General features: G+C 73.4%; 19 protein-coding genes, 1 pseudogene and 1 riboswitch. Of the genes and pseudogenes, 7 read left to right on the top strand and 13 right to left on the bottom strand.

Going from position 1 to position 18,636, the window contains the following annotated elements; all coding sequences use genetic code 11:
• Positions 1-6: 6 nt before the first annotated feature.
• On the bottom strand, positions 7-300 hold the full coding sequence (locus DAI17_RS21715; protein WP_325049862.1) for a DUF2249 domain-containing protein: 294 nt from the start codon (positions 298-300) through the stop codon (positions 7-9).
• A 126-nt stretch (positions 301-426) separates the two neighbouring features.
• Positions 427-840 (bottom strand): annotated as a pseudogene (locus tag DAI17_RS21710) (hemerythrin domain-containing protein); the annotation flags it as partial.
• A gap of 66 nt (positions 841-906) precedes the next feature.
• Between DAI17_RS21710 and DAI17_RS05105 the strand changes: the two are divergent.
• Entirely contained in the window at positions 907-1,617 is a 711-nt protein-coding gene (locus DAI17_RS05105; protein ID WP_234412242.1) for a helix-turn-helix transcriptional regulator, read from the top strand.
• A complete protein-coding gene (locus tag DAI17_RS05100; RefSeq protein WP_199904956.1) occupies positions 1,617-4,193 on the top strand; it encodes a multicopper oxidase domain-containing protein in 2,577 nt (858 codons plus the stop codon). The genes DAI17_RS05105 and DAI17_RS05100 overlap by 1 nt, the downstream gene beginning before the upstream one ends.
• 255 nt (positions 4,194-4,448) lie before the next feature.
• Here the strand turns inward: DAI17_RS05100 and groL are convergent, their stop codons facing one another.
• The 5 genes from groL to DAI17_RS05075 form a co-directional block, all read right to left on the bottom strand.
• Complete coding sequence (groL, locus tag DAI17_RS05095; protein WP_107771846.1) at positions 4,449-6,083, bottom strand: chaperonin GroEL; 1,635 nt, start codon at positions 6,081-6,083, stop codon at positions 4,449-4,451.
• 193 nt (positions 6,084-6,276) lie between these two features.
• Positions 6,277-6,741, bottom strand: coding sequence for an OsmC family protein (locus DAI17_RS05090; RefSeq protein ID WP_107771845.1), 465 nt, complete (start codon positions 6,739-6,741; stop codon positions 6,277-6,279).
• Positions 6,741-7,616, bottom strand: coding sequence for an ATP-grasp domain-containing protein (locus DAI17_RS05085; protein ID WP_107771844.1), 876 nt, complete (start codon positions 7,614-7,616; stop codon positions 6,741-6,743). Before DAI17_RS05085 ends, DAI17_RS05090 begins: the two co-directional genes overlap by 1 nt.
• Complete coding sequence (locus DAI17_RS05080; RefSeq protein ID WP_107771843.1) at positions 7,613-8,521, bottom strand: methyltransferase; 909 nt, start codon at positions 8,519-8,521, stop codon at positions 7,613-7,615. Before DAI17_RS05080 ends, DAI17_RS05085 begins: the two co-directional genes overlap by 4 nt.
• Positions 8,522-8,542: 21 nt before the next feature.
• Positions 8,543-9,151: a LysE/ArgO family amino acid transporter gene (locus DAI17_RS05075; protein WP_107771842.1), complete on the bottom strand. Its 609-nt coding sequence runs from the start codon at positions 9,149-9,151 to the stop codon at positions 8,543-8,545.
• A 69-nt stretch (positions 9,152-9,220) separates the two neighbouring features.
• Here DAI17_RS05075 and DAI17_RS05070 point away from each other — a divergent pair, with 69 nt between their 5' ends.
• The 3 genes from DAI17_RS05070 to DAI17_RS05060 all read left to right on the top strand — a co-directional run bounded on the left by DAI17_RS05070 (position 9,221) and on the right by DAI17_RS05060 (position 12,193).
• Positions 9,221-10,096, top strand: a complete 876-nt coding sequence (locus tag DAI17_RS05070; protein WP_107771841.1) for an ArgP/LysG family DNA-binding transcriptional regulator — start codon at positions 9,221-9,223, stop codon at positions 10,094-10,096.
• A 117-nt stretch (positions 10,097-10,213) separates the two neighbouring features.
• Positions 10,214-11,578, top strand: a complete 1,365-nt coding sequence (locus tag DAI17_RS05065) for a rhodanese-like domain-containing protein (protein ID WP_107771840.1) — start codon at positions 10,214-10,216, stop codon at positions 11,576-11,578.
• 81 nt (positions 11,579-11,659) lie between these two features.
• Positions 11,660-12,193, top strand: coding sequence for a DUF5994 family protein (locus tag DAI17_RS05060; RefSeq protein WP_159081362.1), 534 nt, complete (start codon positions 11,660-11,662; stop codon positions 12,191-12,193).
• A 6-nt stretch (positions 12,194-12,199) separates the two neighbouring features.
• Here the strand turns inward: DAI17_RS05060 and DAI17_RS05055 are convergent, their stop codons facing one another.
• Complete coding sequence (locus tag DAI17_RS05055) at positions 12,200-13,063, bottom strand: SGNH/GDSL hydrolase family protein (protein ID WP_107771838.1); 864 nt, start codon at positions 13,061-13,063, stop codon at positions 12,200-12,202.
• Between the two features lie 150 nt (positions 13,064-13,213).
• Here DAI17_RS05055 and DAI17_RS05050 point away from each other — a divergent pair, with 150 nt between their 5' ends.
• Together DAI17_RS05050 and DAI17_RS05045 are read left to right on the top strand one after the other, a co-directional pair.
• On the top strand, positions 13,214-14,425 hold the full coding sequence (locus DAI17_RS05050) for a DUF2157 domain-containing protein (protein ID WP_159081361.1): 1,212 nt from the start codon (positions 13,214-13,216) through the stop codon (positions 14,423-14,425).
• The gene (locus DAI17_RS05045) at positions 14,422-14,916 is read left to right on the top strand and encodes a GDYXXLXY domain-containing protein (RefSeq protein WP_107771836.1); all 495 of its coding nucleotides are present in this window, start codon (positions 14,422-14,424) and stop codon (positions 14,914-14,916) included. The genes DAI17_RS05050 and DAI17_RS05045 overlap by 4 nt, the downstream gene beginning before the upstream one ends.
• Positions 14,917-14,960: 44 nt before the next feature.
• Here the strand turns inward: DAI17_RS05045 and DAI17_RS05040 are convergent, their stop codons facing one another.
• The 5 genes from DAI17_RS05040 to DAI17_RS05020 form a co-directional block, all read right to left on the bottom strand.
• Entirely contained in the window at positions 14,961-15,236 is a 276-nt protein-coding gene (locus DAI17_RS05040) for a MoaD/ThiS family protein (protein WP_107771835.1), read from the bottom strand.
• A 33-nt stretch (positions 15,237-15,269) separates the two neighbouring features.
• Entirely contained in the window at positions 15,270-16,547 is a 1,278-nt protein-coding gene (thrC, locus tag DAI17_RS05035; RefSeq protein WP_107771834.1) for a threonine synthase, read from the bottom strand.
• Between the two features lie 12 nt (positions 16,548-16,559).
• A riboswitch (SAM riboswitch) is annotated at positions 16,560-16,695 on the bottom strand.
• Between the two features lie 129 nt (positions 16,696-16,824).
• Complete coding sequence (gene otsB / locus DAI17_RS05030; protein ID WP_107771833.1) at positions 16,825-17,664, bottom strand: trehalose-phosphatase; 840 nt, start codon at positions 17,662-17,664, stop codon at positions 16,825-16,827.
• An 81-nt stretch (positions 17,665-17,745) separates the two neighbouring features.
• Positions 17,746-18,303, bottom strand: a complete 558-nt coding sequence (locus tag DAI17_RS05025; protein ID WP_107771832.1) for a LytR C-terminal domain-containing protein — start codon at positions 18,301-18,303, stop codon at positions 17,746-17,748.
• A gap of 8 nt (positions 18,304-18,311) precedes the next feature.
• Positions 18,312-18,620, bottom strand: a complete 309-nt coding sequence (locus DAI17_RS05020; protein WP_107771831.1) for a DUF3263 domain-containing protein — start codon at positions 18,618-18,620, stop codon at positions 18,312-18,314.
• Positions 18,621-18,636 lie beyond the last annotated feature (16 nt).

The raw sequence follows: 18,636 nt of genomic DNA, 5'->3' as shown, positions 1-18,636 counted from the left end.
GGCACGTCACCCACGGCGCACCAGCAGCAGCCGCCAGGCGTCCGGCCCGCGGTCCAGGTAGTCGACGTCGAAGGCGCCGGGATCCCGTTGCTCGAGCTGTGCCAGCAGGGGCAGCGGGTCGTGCGGCGCCACCAGGACCAGGCCCGTGCCGGGTCGCACCGCGTCGAGGGCGCCGAAGATCGTCGCGTGCCGGATCGCGTGCGGCACCGTCCTGGCGTCGAGCTCGGGGTGCCCCGCGGCGTCGGCCTCGTGGCAGCCGCACGCGTGGCCGTCGCTGCCGCAGCCCGCCTCCTCCCGCACGCCGGTCGCCGCCGCCTCGCCCTCGTGGCCCTCGTGGCCCTCGTGGCCCTCGCCGCCGAGCAGCTCGTGCATGCCTCCCAGCAGCTCCGCGACCGACACGTCAGGGCTGGCGACGAGGAGCGGGAGGACCTGGTCGTTCTCCTTGGCAAGGTGCGACTCGAACAGCTCGCGCAGGGCGCGTGCGAGCGCGGCCGCCGCCACCGGTTCGGAGGTCGACCCCAATCCGTCCACCAGCCCGACGATCCGCTGGTGCTCGACCAGCATCGCCTCGACCAGCAGCCGGGCCTCACGCATCTCGCCGGCCGCCCGGTACATCGTCGACTCCTCGGCCAGCGCGTGCGGCACGAGCTCGTCACGGCACCACCGGACCAGGCCGAGGCGCGCCTCCTCGACGTCGTCGGGCCGGGCGGCCCGTGCCGCGGCGGCCAGCGACTCCGCCCGGAGTGCCAGCTCACCGGCCATCTGCGCGTGGTGCCGCTCCACCGCCTCGGCGGCTCGTGCGTCGGCCTCGCTGGTGGCGATCGTCAGGTGCTCGGTCATCGTCCCTCTCCTCGGTCGCGGGGGTCGGGGTACGACCCGCTTCGCCTTTTTACTACAATTTACTCCGTGGAAAATAATTGGCCCTCGCCGAGCTCCCTCGGACCGCGCCCCACGACGCCTCGTCGGCCGCTGTCGCCCTCGCGGTCGGCCATCCTCGAGCACCTGCGCGCCCAGCCGGAGCCCGTGACCCAGGCGGCCCTGGTGGGGATCACGGGCCTCCACACCAACACCGTGCGCGAGCACCTCGACGCCCTGGTCCGCGCGGGCCTCGCCCGTCGCCGACGCGCCGAGCCGAGCGGTCGGGGCAGGCCGGCCTGGCTCTACGACGCCACCACGGAGGAGTCCGCGAGCGAGTACGCCGGCCTCGCAGCCGCCCTGGCCGCCTCCATCGCCCGCACGAGTCGGGCTCCCGGGCAGGACGCCGCCGCGGCCGGCGAGGCCTGGGGACACGAGCTCGCCCGCGACCGTGCGGCGGAAGCCGGCGACACCGCCGTAGGGGCGGGCCGGGCCGTCCTCGCACTGCTGGACGACCTCGGCTTCGAGCCGCGCGAGGACCCCGGGACGCCGTCCCGGGTCCGCCTGACGCGCTGTCCGCTCCTCGCTGCGGCCCACCGCCACCCCGAGGTCGTGTGCGGGGTGCACCTCGGGCTCGTCCGGGGAGCGCTGCAGGAGCACGGCGCCGACCCCGCCGGCACCGAGCTCGTGCCCTTCGCGGAGCCGGGCGCCTGCCTGCTCGTCGTGCCGGCCCTCGACGAAGCCCTCGGCGAGGCCCCGTGATGGCGACCTCCGGCGCCCGCGGCTTCTGGCCCATGCGCGACCTCCCGGTCGTGGGCTGGCTGGCGGCGGCGGTCCTCGTCACCCTCGTCCACCCGTTCCTGCCGGCCCCGCGCTGGTTGCTCATCCACCTCGTGCTGCTCGGCGCGGCCACCCACGCGATCCTGGTGTGGAGCCGGTACTTCACCGACGCGCTCCTCCACGCCGCGCCCGACCCGTCCGACCGTGCCCGGCAGGACCGCCGCCTGGTCCTCCTCAACACGGGCGTCCTGGTCGTCGTCACGGGCGTCCTTGCCGCGTGGTGGCCGGCGACGCTCGCCGGAGCGGTGGCCGTGGCCGGCGCGGTCGGGTGGCACGGCGCCGCGCTGGCCCGGCGGCTGCGTTCCTCCCTGCCGTCCCGGTTCGGCCTCACCGTCCGCTACTACGTCGTCGCGGCGGCGCTCCTGCTCGCGGGGGTGGGCCTCGGCGCCGCGCTGGCCCGGGTGCAGGCCGACCCGTGGCACCTGCGCCTCGAGGTGGCGCACGCCTCGGTCAACCTCCTGGGCTGGATCGGGTTGACCGCGCTCGGGACGCTGGTCACCCTCTGGCCGACGATGCTCCGCACCCGCATCGGCCCCGGAGCCGAGCGGGCCGCCGCCCGCGCCCTGCCGGTGCTCGTCGGTGCGGTCGCGCTGGCGGCCGGCGGGAGCCTCGCCGGCCGGCTCGCCGTGGTGGCACTGGGGTACCTGCTCTACCTGGCAGGGATGGCCGTGCTGGCGCCGGCGCTGCTCTCGGCGGCGCGGGCCCGCCCGCCCCGCTCCTTCCCGGCCCTCTCGGTCGGCGCCGCCCTCGCCTGGCTGACCGGGTGCCTGGCGTCGCTGGCGGCCGGCCTCGCCTCGGCGCCGTCCTGGGAGGTCGCCGCCGACCGGTTCGCCTGGTTCACCCCCTTCCTCGCCGCCGGCTTCGGCGCACAGCTGCTGCTCGGCGCCCTGTCCTACCTCGTGCCGGTGGCGCTCGGCGGAGGTCCCGGCCCGGTGCGGACGGCCACGGCCGTCCTCGACCGCGGCGCCCCGTTCCGGGTGGTCGCCACGAACGGTGCGCTGCTGGTGTGCCTCCTGCCCGTCCCGCCGGTCGTGCGCGTCGCCGCGTCCGTCGTCGCCCTCGGGGGGTTGGCCTCGTTCCTGCCGCTCCTCGCGCTGGCGCTGCGCGCCTCGCGGGCGGTGAGGGCGGGGCGACGCGAGGCCCTCCCGGCCACCCCGGCCACGGTCCCGCGGGTCGGGCAGGGGGCTGCGGCGCTCGTGCTCGTGGTGCTCGCGACCGCCGGCGGCGCGGTCGTCGACCACGTCGGCCCGGCGTCGTTCCGCAGCGACCCGGTCGCCGCCGGGGTGACGCCGTCCGGCCGCACCACGGTGGTGGCGGTGGAGGCGCGTGACATGAGCTTCCACCCCGCCGCGGTCGACGTCCCCGCGGGCGACCGCCTCGTCATCGAGGTCACCAACACCGACGACGAGGACGTCCACGACCTGGTCCTCGACGACGGCAGCGAGACCGGCCGGCTCTCCCCCGGCGAGTCCGCGCGGCTGGACGCCGGCGTCGTCGGCCGGGACGTCTCCGGCTGGTGCTCGGTCGTCGGCCACCACCAGATGGGGATGGCCTTCGAGGTCCGGGCGGTCGGCGCCCCGGCGGAGGCGGCCCCCGTCCCTGCCGCGGACCACTCCCACCACGACGGCACCGGCGCCGACCTGACGGGCGTCCCCGGGGACGCGTTCCGCTACCACGGTCCCGCGCTGCCACCGGCTCCTCGCGGCCGCGTGCACCGACGCACGTTCCGCGTGCGCGACGTGGTGCGCGAGGTCGCCCCGGGCGTGACCCAGACGCTGTGGACGTTCGACGGCACCGCACCCGGACCCACCCTGCGCGGACGCGTGGGCGACCGGTTCGTGATCACGCTCGTCAACGACGGCACGGTGGCGCACTCGATCGACTTCCACGCCGGGGAGCGGGCTCCCGACGAGGTGATGCGCACGATCCCGCCGGGTGAGCGGCTCGTCTACCGCTTCACCGCACGCCGGGCCGGGATCTGGATGTACCACTGCTCGACGATGCCGATGTCGGCCCACATCGCCAACGGCCTGTTCGGCGCCGTGGTCATCGAGCCTCGGGACCTCGCGCCCGTCGACCGGTCCTTCCTGCTCGTGCAGTCCGAGGTGTACCTCGGTCCCGAGGGCGGCGAGGTCGACGCCGACAAGGTCGCGGCCGAGCAGCCGGACCTCGTGGTCTTCAACGGACACGCCGGTCAGTACGACCGCCGGCCGCTCCGGGTCCACCGCGGCGACCGGGTGCGGATCTGGGTGCTGGACGCGGGTCCCAACCGGGCGACGTCCTTCCACGTGGTGGGCGCACAGCTCGACGCCACGTACGCCGAGGGGGCGTGGCTGCTGCGGGGCGGCTCCGGTGGAGCCCAGAGCCTGGCCCTCGGACCGTCGCAGGGCGGGTTCGTCGAGCTGTCGCTGGACGAGCCCGGCGACTACCCGTTCGTCTCGCACGTGATGGTGGACGCCGAGCGCGGCGCCCACGGCATCCTCCGGGTCACCGACTGAGCCACGGCCGGGAGTCGCCGGGCGAGGCAGCCGGATCACTGCGTCACGGGTCGGGGTCACGGGACGGGGCCACGGGTCGGGGTCACCCGTTGCGCGGCGCGGAGCTTGTGTGTGGCTCCGGTGTCACCAGCCGACACCGAAGCCACACTCAAGCTGCCCGAGTGCCGAGCCGCCCGTGCCCAGAGACGGCAGCAGGGCCCCCACCCGGAGGTGGAGGCCCTGCTGGGAACTGCTGGTGGAGCGGGGGTGCTGGACTCAGAAGTCCATGCCGCCCATGCCGCCCATGTCGCCACCGCCGGGCATGGCCGGAGCCTTCTCCGGCTTGTCGGCCACGACGGCCTCGGTGGTGAGGAAGAGCGCCGCGATGGAGGCGGCGTTCTGCAGGGCGGAGCGGGTCACCTTGGCGGGGTCGATGATGCCCTCGGCGATCATGTCGACGTACTCGCCGGTGGCCGCGTTGAGGCCGTGGCCCGGGGTGAGGTTGCGGACCTTCTCCGAGATGACGCCACCCTCGAGACCGGCGTTGATCGCGATCTGCTTGAGCGGGGCCTCGATGGCGACCTTGACGATGTTGGCGCCGGTGGCCTCGTCGCCGGTGACGTCGAGCTTCTCGAAGGCCTGCAGGCCGGCCTGGACGAGGGCGACGCCACCGCCGGCGACGATGCCCTCCTCGACCGCGGCCTTGGCGTTGCGCACGGCGTCCTCGATGCGGTGCTTGCGCTCCTTGAGCTCGACCTCGGTGGCCGCGCCGACCTTGATCACCGCGACACCGCCGGCCAGCTTGGCCAGGCGCTCCTGCAGCTTCTCGCGGTCGTAGTCGGAGTCCGACTTCTCGATCTCGGCACGGATCTGGTTGACCCGGCCCTCGATCTGGCCCTGGTCGCCGGCACCCTCGACGATGGTGGTCTCGTCCTTGGTGATGACGACCTTGCGGGCCTGGCCGAGGAGCTCGATGCCGGCCGACTCGAGCTTGAGGCCGACCTCCTCGGAGATGACCTGGCCACCGGTGAGGATGGCGATGTCCTGGAGCATGGCCTTGCGGCGGTCACCGAAGCCGGGGGCCTTGACGGCGACCGACTTGAAGGTGCCCTTGATCTTGTTGACCACCAGGGTCGACAGCGCCTCGCCGTCGACGTCCTCGGCGATGATCAGCAGCGGCTTGCCGGACTGCATGACCTTCTCCAGCAGCGGGAGGAGGTCCTTGACCGTGGAGACCTTGGAGTTGGCGATGAGGATGTAGGGGTCCTCCAGCACCGCCTCCATGCGCTCGAGGTCGGTGGCGAAGTAGGCCGAGATGTAGCCCTTGTCGAACCGCATGCCCTCGGTCAGCTCGAGGTCGATGCCGAACGTGTTCGACTCCTCGACGGTGATGACGCCTTCCTTGCCGACCTTGTCCATCGCCTCGGCGATGGCGTCGCCGACGGTGGTGTCGCCACCGGCGGAGATGGTGGCCGTGGCCGCGATCTGCTCGCGGGTCTCGACCTCCTTGGCCATCGAGAGCAGCTGCTCGGAGACCGCGGAGACCGCGCTCTCGATGCCGCGCTTGAGGCCCATCGGGTTGGCGCCGGCCGCGACGTTGCGCAGGCCCTCGCGGACCATGGCCTGGGCCAGCACGGTGGCCGTCGTCGTGCCGTCACCGGCGACGTCGTCGGTCTTCTTGGCGACCTCCTTGACCAGCTCGGCGCCGATCTTCTCGTAGGGGTCCTCCAGCTCGATCTCCTTGGCGATCGAGACACCGTCGTTGGTGATCGTGGGGGCGCCCCACTTCTTCTCCAGGACGACGTTGCGGCCCTTCGGGCCGAGGGTCACCTTGACCGCGTCGGCGAGGGTGTTCATGCCCCGCTCGAGCCCGCGGCGGGCTTCCTCGTTGAAAGCAATCAGCTTGGCCATAACTCAGCGATTTCCTTCGTGATGAGTCTGTGGGTGGGGCGTCGGCGGGCTGCCCGCGACGGACGACCCGCACGGACCGACGGACCATTCCCGTCGGCGCACGAGCCTCAGCGTCACCGAAACCGAGTTGTCACTCTCCTGATGAGAGTGCCAGCCTCATGTTTAGCACTCGCCCCCGGAGAGTGCAAACGACTCAAGGGGCGACGAGGACGGTCGGTTGGTGGTCCACCGGGAAGTTCACCGACGCGGCGATGAAGCACGCCTCGCTCGCCTCCGCGTGGATGCGCGTGGCCACCTCGACCTGGGACCGGTCGGCGACGGTCACGACCGGGCGCAGGAGCACGCGGGTGAAGCGCCCGCCCACCCCGACCTGTGCCATGGTGCCGACGGGCGAGTCGGTGTACGCCGTCACGACGACGCCGTGCGTCACCGCCATGTGCAGGTAGGACAGCAGGTGGCACTGGGCCAGCGCGGCGACCAGCAGCTCCTCGGGGTTCCACCGCGAGGCGTCGCCGCGGAAGGTCGGGTCGGCCGATCCCTCGAGCGCGGGCTTCCCGGACGCGTGCAGCACCACGTCGCGGGCGTAGTCGCGGTAGCCGCTGGTGCCGGTGCCGCGGTTGCCGCGCCACTCCAGGTCGAGCGCGTAGGTGTGGTCCATCAGCGACCGTCCGGCGTGTCGAGCCGCGCGGCCACGAGGTCGGCGAAGGCGCCGGCGTTGGCGGGCAGCACGTCGAGGTAGAGCCCGGGCTCGGTGACCTCGAGCTCGCTCACGCACCACCGACCCTCGTGGTGCAGCAGGTCGACCCGTCCGTAGTCGAGCGGGCGACCGGTGAACCCGCCGGCCGCGACGATCGCCGCGGACGCCAGCTCGGCCAGCTCCGGGCTCAGCGCCACCGGGGCGGACTCGCCGCCGTAGTGCTCGTGCACGCGGATCTCGTCCTTCCCGGGGACCTTGTCGACCTGGGAGACCGCCACCCCGTCGAGGACGAAGACCGAGGTCTCGCCGACGGTGCGCACCGACTCGACGAGAGGTTGCGCGATCCAGGGGCCGCGGGCCGTCGGCAGCGCGGGGTGGTCCACGACGTCCTGCCCGAGGCGCTCGTCGTCCGGGTCGTCGACGACGATCACGCCGGCCCCGCCCGCGCCCACCCGCGGCTTGACGACGGTGCGGCCGAAGCGGCGTACGGCGTCCGCGAGACCGGCCCGGTCGTCCGCGGTGAGGGTGGGCACGACGGGCACCCCGGACAGGCGGGTCAGGTAGTCCTTGTCGACGTTCCAGGCGAAGACGTCGGCGCCGTTGAGGAGCCGGGACGGCTCAAGCGACCGGGCCCAGTCGAGGAACGCGGTCGGCCGTGCCATGTAGTCCCACGTGGACCGCACGGCGACGAGGTCGGCGGAGTCCCAGTCGACGGTGCCGTCGTCCCACACGGCCCACCGCGCATCGATCCCCCGCTCGGCGAGGGCGGCGTCGAGCGCCGGGGCTCCCGGCTCCCCCACAGGCCAGTCGGAGCTCGTGGCGAGGAGCACGGTCACGGCGCCTCCTCGGCGGTCTCCTCGAGGCTTGCCTCGGGGCTCGCCGCGGGGTTCGACGCCGCGGCCAGGGCGGGGTCGGGCGAGGACCCGTGGAAGTGCCCGGAGCTCGTGTCCTTGTTGGTGCCCTCGCGGTTGTCACCCTTCTCGATGACGACGAGGTTGTGGTAGCAGTGCACCGCCCGGACGTGGGTGTCGGTGTAGGTCGGCTCGTAGCCCTCGACGAGCAGCTCCTCGTGGTTGAGGCCGTCGACGAGGTCCTTGACCATGTCCATCGACGTCCCGCGGGCCCGCGGGTCGAGCTGGCCGCCCCACGCGGGCCAGTAGGACGTCTGGGTGTCCTCGATGCAGTAGATCGCACCGTCGGGCAGCAGCGGGAAGACGATGCCGAAGGTCGCGCGGACGTGCGCCGGAACGTGGCTGCCGTCGTCGACGACGACCATCGGGACGCCCTGCTCGGCGAAGATCCGGTGGAATACCTCCGGGTCGGTCTGGTCCCCCTGGTAGGTCACGATCGGGCCCTGGTCGATGAACGACTTGTCCTCGATGTCCAGGCCCACGATCCGCGCGCGGGGGAAGAACCAGCGCCACATCTTCAGCGACGCCCCGCTGCGCTTGCGCCGGGTGTAGCCGCCGACGCCGATCTCGAGCAGGGTGAACTCCCGGCGCCGCAGGTGCTCGAGGTGCCGCTCGTAGTGCGGGGTGTAGTGGTGCACGCCCCACTTGTCGGTGCCGAACTCCTCGGCGAGCTCGGTGAGGCTCATCGTCCGCAGCCGGCGCCGCCGCTCCCGACGCCGCTCCCGACGCCGCTGCTCCGGCGTCTGCTCCGGAGCGGGTACGACGACCTCGGTGGTGGCGCGGCGGCGGCGCACCGCCGAGACGACCCGGCGCGGGGAGAGGGAGACCACCCCGGCACCCTAACGACCGGATCAGCCGCCCAGGACGAGGGACAGCGCGATGGTCGCCATCACCACCGCGATCACCCCGTCGAGCACCCGCCACGCGGAGGGCCGGGCGAACAGCGGCGCGAGCCGGCGCGCGCCGTACCCGAGGCCGAAGAACCACACCACGCTGCCCGCGGTCGCCCCGAGGGCGAAGACCCAGCGGCCGTCGGGGCCGTGCTGGTTGGCGATGGAGCCGAGCAGCAGGACGGTGTCGAGGTAGACGTGCGGGTTGAGGAAGGTCAGCGCCGCCGCGGTGAGGACCACGGGCCGCAGGCCCACCGGCGCTCCGCCGGTCGCGGCGTGGAGCTCACCCGGACGCGCGGCACGGCGCAGCGCCAGCACGGCGTACCCCAGGAGGAACGCCGCGCCCGCCCAGCGCACGAGGTCGAGCACGACGGGCGCCCGCTCCACGAGCGTGCCGATGCCCGTCACCCCCGCCAGGATCAGCGCGGCGTCGGCGACCGAGCACAGCAGCGCCACCGCCATGACGTGCTCGCGCCGGATCCCCTGACGCAGCACGAAGGCGTTCTGCGCGCCGATGGCGACGATCAGGGAGAGGCCGGTGCCGAGGCCGGCCAGGGCGGTGGCGATCACGCGTCGAGGCTAGGTGTCCCACGAGATGCAATCCAGCGAAAGTAATTGCGTACTGCTTAGCATCGCTTCATGTACGACCGAGCCCAGCTGGCCGCCCTCTCCGCCGTCGTCGACACGGGGTCGTTCGAGTCCGCCGCCCGCGAGCTGCACCTGACGCCGTCGGCGGTCTCCCAACGCGTGCGGTCGCTGGAGAACGTCACGGGCGCCGTGCTCGTACGTCGTACGCGCCCGTGCGTCGCCACCAGCGCCGGGGAGCACCTCGTGCGGCTGGCCCGCCAGGTCGCCGAGCTCGAGGCCGACACCGAGGCAGTGCTGCACCAGCGCGGCACGCACGCGACCCTCCCCCTCGCCGCCAACGCCGACTCGGTCTCGACCTGGTTCGTCGAGGCGCTGCGGGTCGCGGGCGCCGAGGCCGGCACGGCGTTCGACGTCCGGGTCGACGACGAGAACCACACCGCCGCGCTGCTGCGGGCCGGCGCCGTGATGGCAGCGGTCACCACGGCCGGGGAGGCGGTGCAGGGCTGCCGGTCGGTGCCGATCGGCGCGCTGCGCTACCGCGCGGTCGCGGCGCCGGGGCTCGGCATCACCGACACCCGCAGCCTGGCCGCCGCGCCCCGGGCACGGTTCCACGCCTCCGACGAGATCCCGGCCCGGCTCGTGGCGAAGGCGACGACCCGCGCCCTGACCGGCGCCGTCCACACGGTGAGCGCCGGGGACGGCTACCTGGCCGCCATCCGGGCCGGACTGGGCTGGGGCGCGATCCCCGAGCTGCTCGCCGCCGAGCACCTGGCCAGCGGCGCGCTGGTGGAGGTCGCCGGGGGACGGCACCTCGACGTGCCGCTGCACTGGCAGCACTGGCGGATCGCCTCCGCTCCCCTCACGACCCTGACCGAGGCCGTCGTGGCCACCGCGCGCACCCACCTGGTGCGTCAGCGACGGCGCTGACGCCACGCCGGCGTTCCGGACCACGACCCCGGGTCGGTCTGGTTTAATTGTAGTAACTTGCTCGACTTTAGTGATCCGCCGCCGTCGGGCCGGCACGAACGAGACCCGGGAGGGGCCATGCAGGTCGTCGTCGTCGAGGTGCCCGAGCGGGGCAACCGTGCACACCTGGTCCACGACGGGGCGAGCGCCCTGGTCGTCGACCCGCCGCGGGACTGGCGCCCGCTCGAGCTCGCCGCCGAGGAGGCGGGCGTCCGGATCGTCGCCGTGGCCGACACCCACGTGCACAACGACTACGTCTCCGGCGCCCCGGGGCTGGCGCGGCGGCACGGCGCGGACTACTGGCTCTCCGCCGACGAGCGCGTCACGGTGGACCGCACCGGGGTCCGCGGGGGCGACATCCTCGGCGTCGGCGACCTCGTCGTGCAGGTCCTGTCCACGCCGGGCCACACCCTCCACCACCAGTCCTTCCTCGTGACCGACCCCGAGTCGGGCGCCCGCTCCGTGCTCTCGGGAGGCAGCCTCCTGCACGGCACCGTCGGCCGCACCGACCTCGTCGACCCGCTCCTGAGCCGGATGATGGGCCGCGCCCAGTGGGAGAGTGCCCGCCAGCTCGGCGCCCTCGACGACGAGGTCGCCCTGCACCCCACGCACGGCTTCGGCAGCCTCTGCGCAGCGACGTCCGCCACCGACGCCGTCCACGGCACCGTCGGCGACGAGCGCGCGGTCAACCCCGTCCTGTGGACGCCCCGCGACGCCTGGGTCGAGGCGCTGGTCGCCGGGTTCGGCCCCGTCCCGCGCTACTACCGCCACATGTCCGCCCTCAACCGGGCGGGCGCCGGGGCGACGCCCGTCCTCGCGCCGGCGGAGATCGACGAGGACGAGGTGCACGCCGCCGTGCGGGCCGGCTCCTGGGTGCTCGACCTCCGCCGCCGGCACGCGTTCGCCCGAGCCCACCTCACCGGCTCGGTGAACATCGAGGACTGCCCGCAGCTCGCGACGTACGCCGGGTGGCTGGTGCCGTGGGGCGCCGACGTCGTCCTGGTCAGCGTCTCCCCCGACGACCTGGCGGCCGGCGTCCACGACCTCGCGCAGATCGGCATTGCGGTGCGGGCCACCCACCTGCTGGGCCCGGTGGGCACGTGGGCGGACAGCACGGACTACCGCGTCGCCGACTGGGCGACGTACTCCCGGGTCGCCCGGCAGCCACATCCCCGCAGCGTGACGCTGGACGTCCGGCTGGACGCGGAGTACCACGCGTCCCACCTGCCCGACTCGCTGCACGTCCCGCTGCACGACCTGGAGGCCGCCATCCCGCGCCTGCCCGCCGGTCAGGTCTGGGTGCACTGCCGCAGCGGCTTCCGCGCCGCCATCGCGGCCAGCCTGCTGGCCCGCCGCGGTCGCGACGTCGTACTGGTCACCGACGACTGGGAGCAGATCGCCTCGACCGGCCTCGCCACGGTCGCCGGACGACCGGCGGCCTGATCACGCACGACGTACGGTGGCAGGGACGACCTGTCCACCGACTCCGCCGGAGCCCGGCCACCGGTCGAGAAGGCGGTCGCCATGACGACGCCCACTCCCTCCGCTCCCGCTGCCAACGGCGGCTCGGGGCGACCTCCGCCCCGGCTCCGGCTCGTGACCCCTGCCGGGGACGACCGGCTCGACGGGGGCTGGTGGCCACGCAGCCGTGACCTCGCCGTCGAGGTCGCCGACCTCCTCGACCACTTCCCGGCGCACCTCGGCCGGGTCACCTCAGTCCTGTGCTCCCCGCCGGACTGGGACCGAGTCGTCCACCACGTCCAGGCGACCGGCCGTCGGGTCGAGACCGGTCTCCTCCCCCACGCCGACTCGCACCGCGTCGACCTCCGGACCGCCGACGGCACCACGGTGCGCCTTCTCGTCGTGCCTCCGACCTTCGGCGACGCCGACGGCGAGGAGGCGCTCCTCGCCGCCTCCACCCCCGGCAACGCGCACTCGGCCGGCGACCTGCTGGACGCCGTCACCGATGCCGACGACGTCGACCCGAGCGGCCACTGGCGCATTGACGGGGGTGCCGGATGGGGCGCCGACCCCGCCAGCGTGCCGCGACCCGGGTGAGCGGCGCTATCCCTGCACCCGGTCCGGTGCGTGGTGCCCGAACGGCACCGCGTCCGCGTGGCCGAGCGCGGCGAGCACCGAGGGCAGCATCGCCGCCGCGGTCCGCTTGTAGCCGTGCGTGCTGGGGTGGAACCGGTCCAGGCTGAACATCTCGTCGGGGTTGGTGATGAAGAAGGGCCCCACGACGTGGGCCAGCGACACCACCCGGGCCCCGGCGGCCAGGGCGGCCTCGCGCTGGGCCGCCGCCAGCTGGCGTGAGGCGCGGGACCCGAGCGAGCGCAACGGCTGCGGCACCGGCCGCAGGGCACCGAGGTCGGGACAGGTGCCGACCACCACCGGAGTCCCCCGCTCCCCCAGAGCGGTGATCGCCTCGGTGAGGTGCCGCACGGAGTCGGCGGTCGGGACCCGGTGCGTCACGTCGTTCCCGCCCACCACGACGACCGCGACGTCCGCCCGGTAGTCCGCGGGCAGGTCCGCCACCTGGCCGGCCAGTTCCGAGCTCTCGGACCCCACCCGGGCGGCGGTGCGTAGACGGACCGCGCGGCCGGTGCGCTTGGCCACCCGGCGGGCAAGTCCGCCGCCCAGCGTGTGCTTGGCCGCGTCCGCCCCCAGCCCGGCGGCGATCGAGTCGCCGAGGACGAGCAGATCGACCGGGTCGCCGTACCGCTTCTTCCACACCTTGTCGGCGTCCGGCGGGACCTCGCCGAGCGGGTGGTGGTTGATCCGGGACCGTGCGAGCGCCGCCTGCCGGGCCAGCAGCCCCCGGGCGCCGTACGACGCTGCGCCGGCGATCGCACCCAGCGCGCCGGCGCCCACTCCCAGCCGTGCCCAGCTGCTCGCCTGCCCCCTCGGCGCTCTCGTCGACGTCATGGCCGCTTTTAACCAGACGATCCCGAACGGCCGGACAACACGCATCGAGGAGGAACCGTCGTACGGGCATCGGGTACTGGTCCGGTCGGACGACTGGACCGGGACTTCGTACTCATGCGGCAACACCGTCCCGGCGGCCATGCTGGGCCCATGACCACCTCGACCCCGCGCAGGGACCCGCACGAGGGGCTGCGGGACGCGACCGCTCCCCAGCTCGCCTGGCTGCACCGCGAGCTCGCCGACTGGCAGTCGGCCGGCATCCTCGACGCCGACCAGGCCGCCGCCATCGCCGGTCGCTACCGGACCGTCGCGCAGACCCGCCGCTTCTCGCTGGGGCGCCTGCTCCTGGCCTTGGGCGCCCTCTTCGTCGGCGTCGGCCTGATCTGGCTGGTGGCCGCCAACCTCGACCAGCTGCCCCCGCTGCTCCGCTTCGCCGTGGTGGCCGCGTTCTGGCTGGCCTTCCTCGTCGGCGGCGAGCTCGCCGAGCCGCGGCTCACCCCGGGGGTGCTGGGGGCTCTGCGGCTGCTGGCCGCCCTGACCTTCGGGGCCACGATCTTCCAGGCTGCCCAGTCGATGCAGGTGCCGGCCTACGAGCCGGTGCTGCTCGGGCTCTGGTCGGCCGGCACGCTGGTCCACGCCTACCTGACCCGATCCGCGATGCCGCTGCTCGTGGGCATCGGCACCGGACTGGTGTGGTGGATCTGGCAGCCACTCGCGGGCTCGGCCAGCGGGGCCGGTGCCGTGCTGGCGCTGGGCACCGCGGCGGTCCTGGCGGTCTCCCTCGCCGTCGTCCAGGACCGCGGCGGCATGGAGGCGTTCGCCTTCGCCTGGCGCACCATCGGGTGTGCCCTGGCGCTGGTCGCGCTGTTCGCGGCGGCGATCCCCTACACCACCACCGACGGCTTCGAGTGGAACCTGTGGCTCGTCCTCGACCTGGTCGCGGCCGGCGTCGCCGCCGCGGTCGCCCTCGCCGTTGCCCGGGGCACCGCCCGCTGGGAGCCCCTCGGCGCCCTCGCCGTGCTGGGCTTCTCCGTGCTGATGGTCCTGTGGGACACCGGGACCGACACGTCCTCGGTCGACGCCGCCGACTGGGCGCACGCGGCCATCGGCGTCGCGGCGTACGTCGTGGTCGCCGTCGGCCTCGCCGCCCTCGGCACCCTGCGCGACAACCCCGCCCTGACCGCGATCGCGATGGTCGCGCTCGTCGTGTTCACGACCTTCCAGAGCTTCGCGGTCTTCGCCGCGATCATCCAGGGCGCCTGGCTCTTCGTCGTCCTGGGCCTGGTGTTCATCGGCACGGGCGTGCTCTTCGACCGGGCCCGCCGCGAGATCTCGGCCAACCTCGAAGGGAGCTCGTCATGAACCGCGTGCTCACCGTGGGCATCGTCGTCGCCGTGCAGGCGGCCCTGGTCGTCGTCGGCGTCGCCCCGCAGGTCTCCGCGCGCCTCACCGGCGAGACCCACACCTTCCGGGTCGAGCTGGTGGACCCCATCGACCCGTTCCGCGGCGCCTACGTCACCCTGGGCTACCCCGACCTGCGCCACGACGGCTCGTCGTTCGGGCAGCCCGGGCAGGGGGCCATGGACGACGGGGAGAGCGGCGCCGTCTACATCACGCTCGCCGAGGAGGGCGGGCACAGCGTGGCCCGGGACTACCTCCGCGAGCGCCCCGACTCCGGGACCTACCTCGCCTGTGACGACTCCGGCTGGGAGATCCGCTGCGGCATCGAGAGCTGGTTCCTCCCCCAGGACGAGGCCGCCGAGATGGAGCGGGTGCTCCGGGACGGCGCGGTCGCCGAGGTGAAGATCGACTCCCGCGGCAACGCCGCGCTCATGGACGTCCGCGCCGAGTAGCGCGGCTCATCGCACGGGGACCCGCCGTACGCCTCCGGCCCGGCTCAGCCGCCGGCGACCGCCGGGATCACCGAGACCTGGGTGCCGTCGGGCGTCGCGGTGTCGAGGTGGTCGAGGAAGCGCACGTCGTCGTTGTCGACGTAGACGTTGACGAAGCGGCGCAGGCTGCCGGCCTCGTCGAGGATGCGGCCCTTGATCCCGGCGTAGTTGCTGTCGAGGTCGTCGAGGACCTCGGCGAGCGTCGCGCCGGAGGCGCTCACCTCGGACTCACCGCCGGTGTAGGTGCGCAGGATGGTGGGGATGCGGACGGAAACGCTCACGGATGTCTCTCCTGGACGAGTCAGACGGAGGGGTCAGACGATGCCGGCGGCGGTGAAGGCACCGTACGACGGGGCGATGGTCGCGCGCGGGCCGACGTGGTCGGAGACGGCGTCGAGGGTCTTGAGCCCCATCCCGGTGTTGATGACGACGGTCTCCAGGGTCGGGTCGAGCTCGCCGCTCTCGACGAGCTTCTTGAGCACGCCGACCGTGGTGCCGCCGGCGGTCTCGGTGAAGATGCCCTCCGTGCGGGCAAGCAGCAGGATGCCCTCGCGCACCTCGTCGTCGCTGATGTCCTCCACGGCCCCGCCGGTCTCGCGGCAGATGTCGAGCACATAGATGCCGTCGGCCGGGTTGCCGATCGCCAGGCTCTTGGCGATGGTGTCGGGCTTGACCGGGCGGATCGCGTCGACACCGGCCTTGTAGGCGACCGAGACGGGCGAGCAGCCGGTGGCCTGCGCGCCGTACACCTTGTAGGGCTTGTCCTCGACGAGGCCGAGGCGGATCAGCTCGCCGAACGCCTTGTGCACCTTGGTGAGCTGGGAGCCGGACGCGACCGGGATGACGATCTGGTCCGGGAGCCGCCAGCCGAGCTGCTCGGCGATCTCGTACCCCAGGGTCTTGGAGCCCTCGGCGTAGAACGGCCGCACGTTGACGTTGACGAACGCCCAGCCCTCCTCCTCGCCGGCGATCTCCGAGGCGAGCTTGTTGACGTCGTCGTAGTTGCCGTTCACCGCGACGAGGTTCTCGGTGTAGACCGCCGAGTTGACCTGCTTGGGCTTCTCGAGGTTGCTCGGGATGAAGACGACGGTCTTGATGCCGGCCCGGGCGCCGGCAGCGGCGACGGCGTTGGCCAGGTTGCCGGTCGAGGGGCAGGCGAAGACCTTGGCGTCGAGCTCGCGGGCCGCGCTCAGGGCGCAGGCGACGACGCGGTCCTTGAAGGAGTTGGTGGGGTTGGTCGAGTCGTCCTTGACCCACAGGTTGTCGATGCCGAGCTCGCGACCGAGGTTGTGGGCCTTGAGCAGCCGGGTGAAGCCGGGCTCGGTGTTGGGGCTCTGCTCGATGTCGGCGGGCACGGGCAGCAGCGCCTTGTAGCGCCAGATGTTGCGGGGCCCGGCGGCGATCTCCTCGCGGGTGACGGCCGGGAAGTCGTAGGAGACCTCGAGGGGTCCGAAGCACTCCGGACAGGCGTAGAAGGGACCGAGGTCGACCTCGTGGCCGCACTCGCGGCAGGCCAGGGCCCGGGCGTTGCCGAAGGCTCCGTCGCGAAGGGCGGTGCCGGTCGTGGCGGTGTTCTCTGCAACAGCAGTCATGACTACTCCTCCTTCTCATCTACCCCGGGCGACTTTCGCTGCGGGACGGAATTGGCACCGTTTCCACGACTTCTCGCAGGCGAGAAGGAGGTTCGTGGCGGTTGCCGGGACGTCGTCGGGCCGTTCCCTCAGTCCCTCGTGATGAGGGCTCAAGCCTAGGCAGGTCGTCTCAGCATGTGCACATCGAGTCCACATGCTGGCGACGCGGGCACGCCGGGACACCGGAGCGCCCCTTGGTGTGCCCGGGGAGCCTGCTCAGGGAAGTCTGGAAGGCCGCTCAGGAGGCGGTGGCGTCGGCGGTCAGCCCGCGCAGCAGCTCCAGGACGCCGTCCGGACCCGGTACGACGACGTCGGCCAGCGGGACCAGGGCCGTCTGCTCCTCGGAGGCGGCGGCGACGAGCAGCGTCGGCATGCCGGTCTCGCGGAGCGCGGCGACGGCCTCGAAGGCCTCGACGTCGCCCAGGTCGTCACCGGCGAAGAGGACACCGCCGGCGGACTGCTCCTCCACCAACGTGCGCACGGCGTCCCCCTTGTGCATCCCGTCCGAGCGGACCTCGATCACGTTGCGGCCCGGCTCGACGATGAGACCGTGCTGGGCGGCGAGCTCGCGCATCGCGGGGAGCAGCCGCTCGAAGGCGCCGGTAGCGTCGGCGAGGCGGCGCGTGTGCACGGCGACGGCCAGCCCCTTCTCCTCCACGTGGGCCTCCGCGGCGTCGGCACGTCGCAACAGGGCGGGGAGCTCGCGCTCGAAGGTGGAGAGTCCCTGCGGGGGACGCGGCGAGATCACCCGCCGGCTCGTGGACGACCAGCGCTCGTTGCCGTACTGGCCGAAGATGAACAGCTGCTTGCCGTGGTCGCCGATCGCGTCGCCGATCTCGTCGAGGCCGCCGAGCGCCAGCGCCTGGCGGGCCGGCCGGCCGGTGACGACCGCGATGGCACGGACGACGTCGCCGAGCGCCACGAGCACCTCGGCGGCGTCCTCGTGGATGTGGGCCTCGCTCGGCTCGTCCACGATGGGTGAGAGCACGCCGTCGAAGTCGAGCCCGACCACCACCTGGTCGGCGGCGGCGACCAGGGCGTCGTAGCGCTCGCGCGCCTCGGGAGAGGTGAACTCCATGTCGGTCAGCCAACCACGACCGGTTGAACGGTGGACAACCAGCCCGGTCCCTCCGGGTGGCTGCGGATCCCGTTCAGCGCCTCAGGCCGCGTCGGCGGTCAGGACGATCGTCAGCCGGTCCATCTTCATCGGGTCGACGGCCGGCATGGTCCGCTGGATGCCCAGGTCGAGGGCCAGCAGCTTGGCCGCGGCCCGGAGCCGGGGCGGGTAGTAGACGGTGGAGGCCGGGATGGAGCCCATCCAGTTGTCCTCGCCCACGACCTGCCAGCCCACCTGCGTGGCCTTGGCGGCGGTGCCGGCGGCCAAACCGGGGATGCCGGAGTTGTTGAAGACCTCGACGTAGACCTCACCGCGCTTGACCTGCGGCTTCGGCTTCTTGGTCGGGGCCGGGGTCGTCGGCACCACGGGCTCGGGGGTCGGCGTCTCGGTGACCGCGGGGGCGGACGCGGTGGTGATGCGCCGCTCGGTCGGCTCGTCGTCGGCGGTGGCGACGAACGCGAATCCGGCCATGGCCACGGCGATGATGCTGAGCATCACCACCGGCGAGGGGAACGCCACGCCACGCTCGTCGCGGTGCGGGCGCAGCAGGGGGTCACGGCGCCGGGAACGGAGGGACCGGAACGGGGAAGAGGCGGTCATGGGTCTCCTCAGACCTCGAAGCCGAGGCGACGGGCCGAGCGCTGGCGCTGGCGCGAGGCCCGGAGGCGGCGCAGCCGGCGGACCAGCAGCGGGTCGGCCTCCAGCGCCTCGGGACGGTCGATGAGGGCGTTGAGCACCTGGTAGTAGCGGGTCGAGGACATGTCGAACTTCTCCCGCACCGCCTGCTCCTTGGCCCCGGCGTACTTCCACCAGTGGCGCTCGAACTCGAGGATCTCGCTGTCGCGGCGGGACAGGCCCGGCGCGTCGGCCTCGTGACCCGGCTCGTGCGCACCGGAGTGCTGGACGGCGTCGGCCATGTCGGTCTCCCCTTCG

It is taken from the genome of Nocardioides sediminis (assembly GCF_003047295.1).
Classification (GTDB): Bacteria; Actinomycetota; Actinomycetes; order Propionibacteriales; family Nocardioidaceae; genus Nocardioides; species Nocardioides sediminis.
Note: the sequence above shows the minus strand (reverse complement) of the source record. Positions and strands in the feature narration are given on the sequence as shown.

Coding starts and splice junctions, on each gene's coding strand:
- DAI17_RS05070 (WP_107771841.1), top strand. CDS start 9,221: ATGTACGACCGAGCCCAGCTGGCCGCCCTCTCCGCCGTCGTCGACACG.
- otsB (WP_107771833.1), bottom strand. CDS start 17,664: ATGGAGTTCACCTCTCCCGAGGCGCGCGAGCGCTACGACGCCCTGGTC.
- DAI17_RS05065 (WP_107771840.1), top strand. CDS start 10,214: ATGCAGGTCGTCGTCGTCGAGGTGCCCGAGCGGGGCAACCGTGCACAC.
- DAI17_RS05090 (WP_107771845.1), bottom strand. CDS start 6,741: ATGGACCACACCTACGCGCTCGACCTGGAGTGGCGCGGCAACCGCGGC.
- DAI17_RS05055 (WP_107771838.1), bottom strand. CDS start 13,063: ATGACGTCGACGAGAGCGCCGAGGGGGCAGGCGAGCAGCTGGGCACGG.
- DAI17_RS05025 (WP_107771832.1), bottom strand. CDS start 18,303: ATGACCGCCTCTTCCCCGTTCCGGTCCCTCCGTTCCCGGCGCCGTGAC.
- DAI17_RS05050 (WP_159081361.1), top strand. CDS start 13,214: ATGACCACCTCGACCCCGCGCAGGGACCCGCACGAGGGGCTGCGGGAC.
- DAI17_RS05020 (WP_107771831.1), bottom strand. CDS start 18,620: ATGGCCGACGCCGTCCAGCACTCCGGTGCGCACGAGCCGGGTCACGAG.
- DAI17_RS05060 (WP_159081362.1), top strand. CDS start 11,660: ATGACGACGCCCACTCCCTCCGCTCCCGCTGCCAACGGCGGCTCGGGG.
- thrC (WP_107771834.1), bottom strand. CDS start 16,547: ATGACTGCTGTTGCAGAGAACACCGCCACGACCGGCACCGCCCTTCGC.
- DAI17_RS05045 (WP_107771836.1), top strand. CDS start 14,422: ATGAACCGCGTGCTCACCGTGGGCATCGTCGTCGCCGTGCAGGCGGCC.
- groL (WP_107771846.1), bottom strand. CDS start 6,083: ATGGCCAAGCTGATTGCTTTCAACGAGGAAGCCCGCCGCGGGCTCGAG.
- DAI17_RS05100 (WP_199904956.1), top strand. CDS start 1,617: ATGGCGACCTCCGGCGCCCGCGGCTTCTGGCCCATGCGCGACCTCCCG.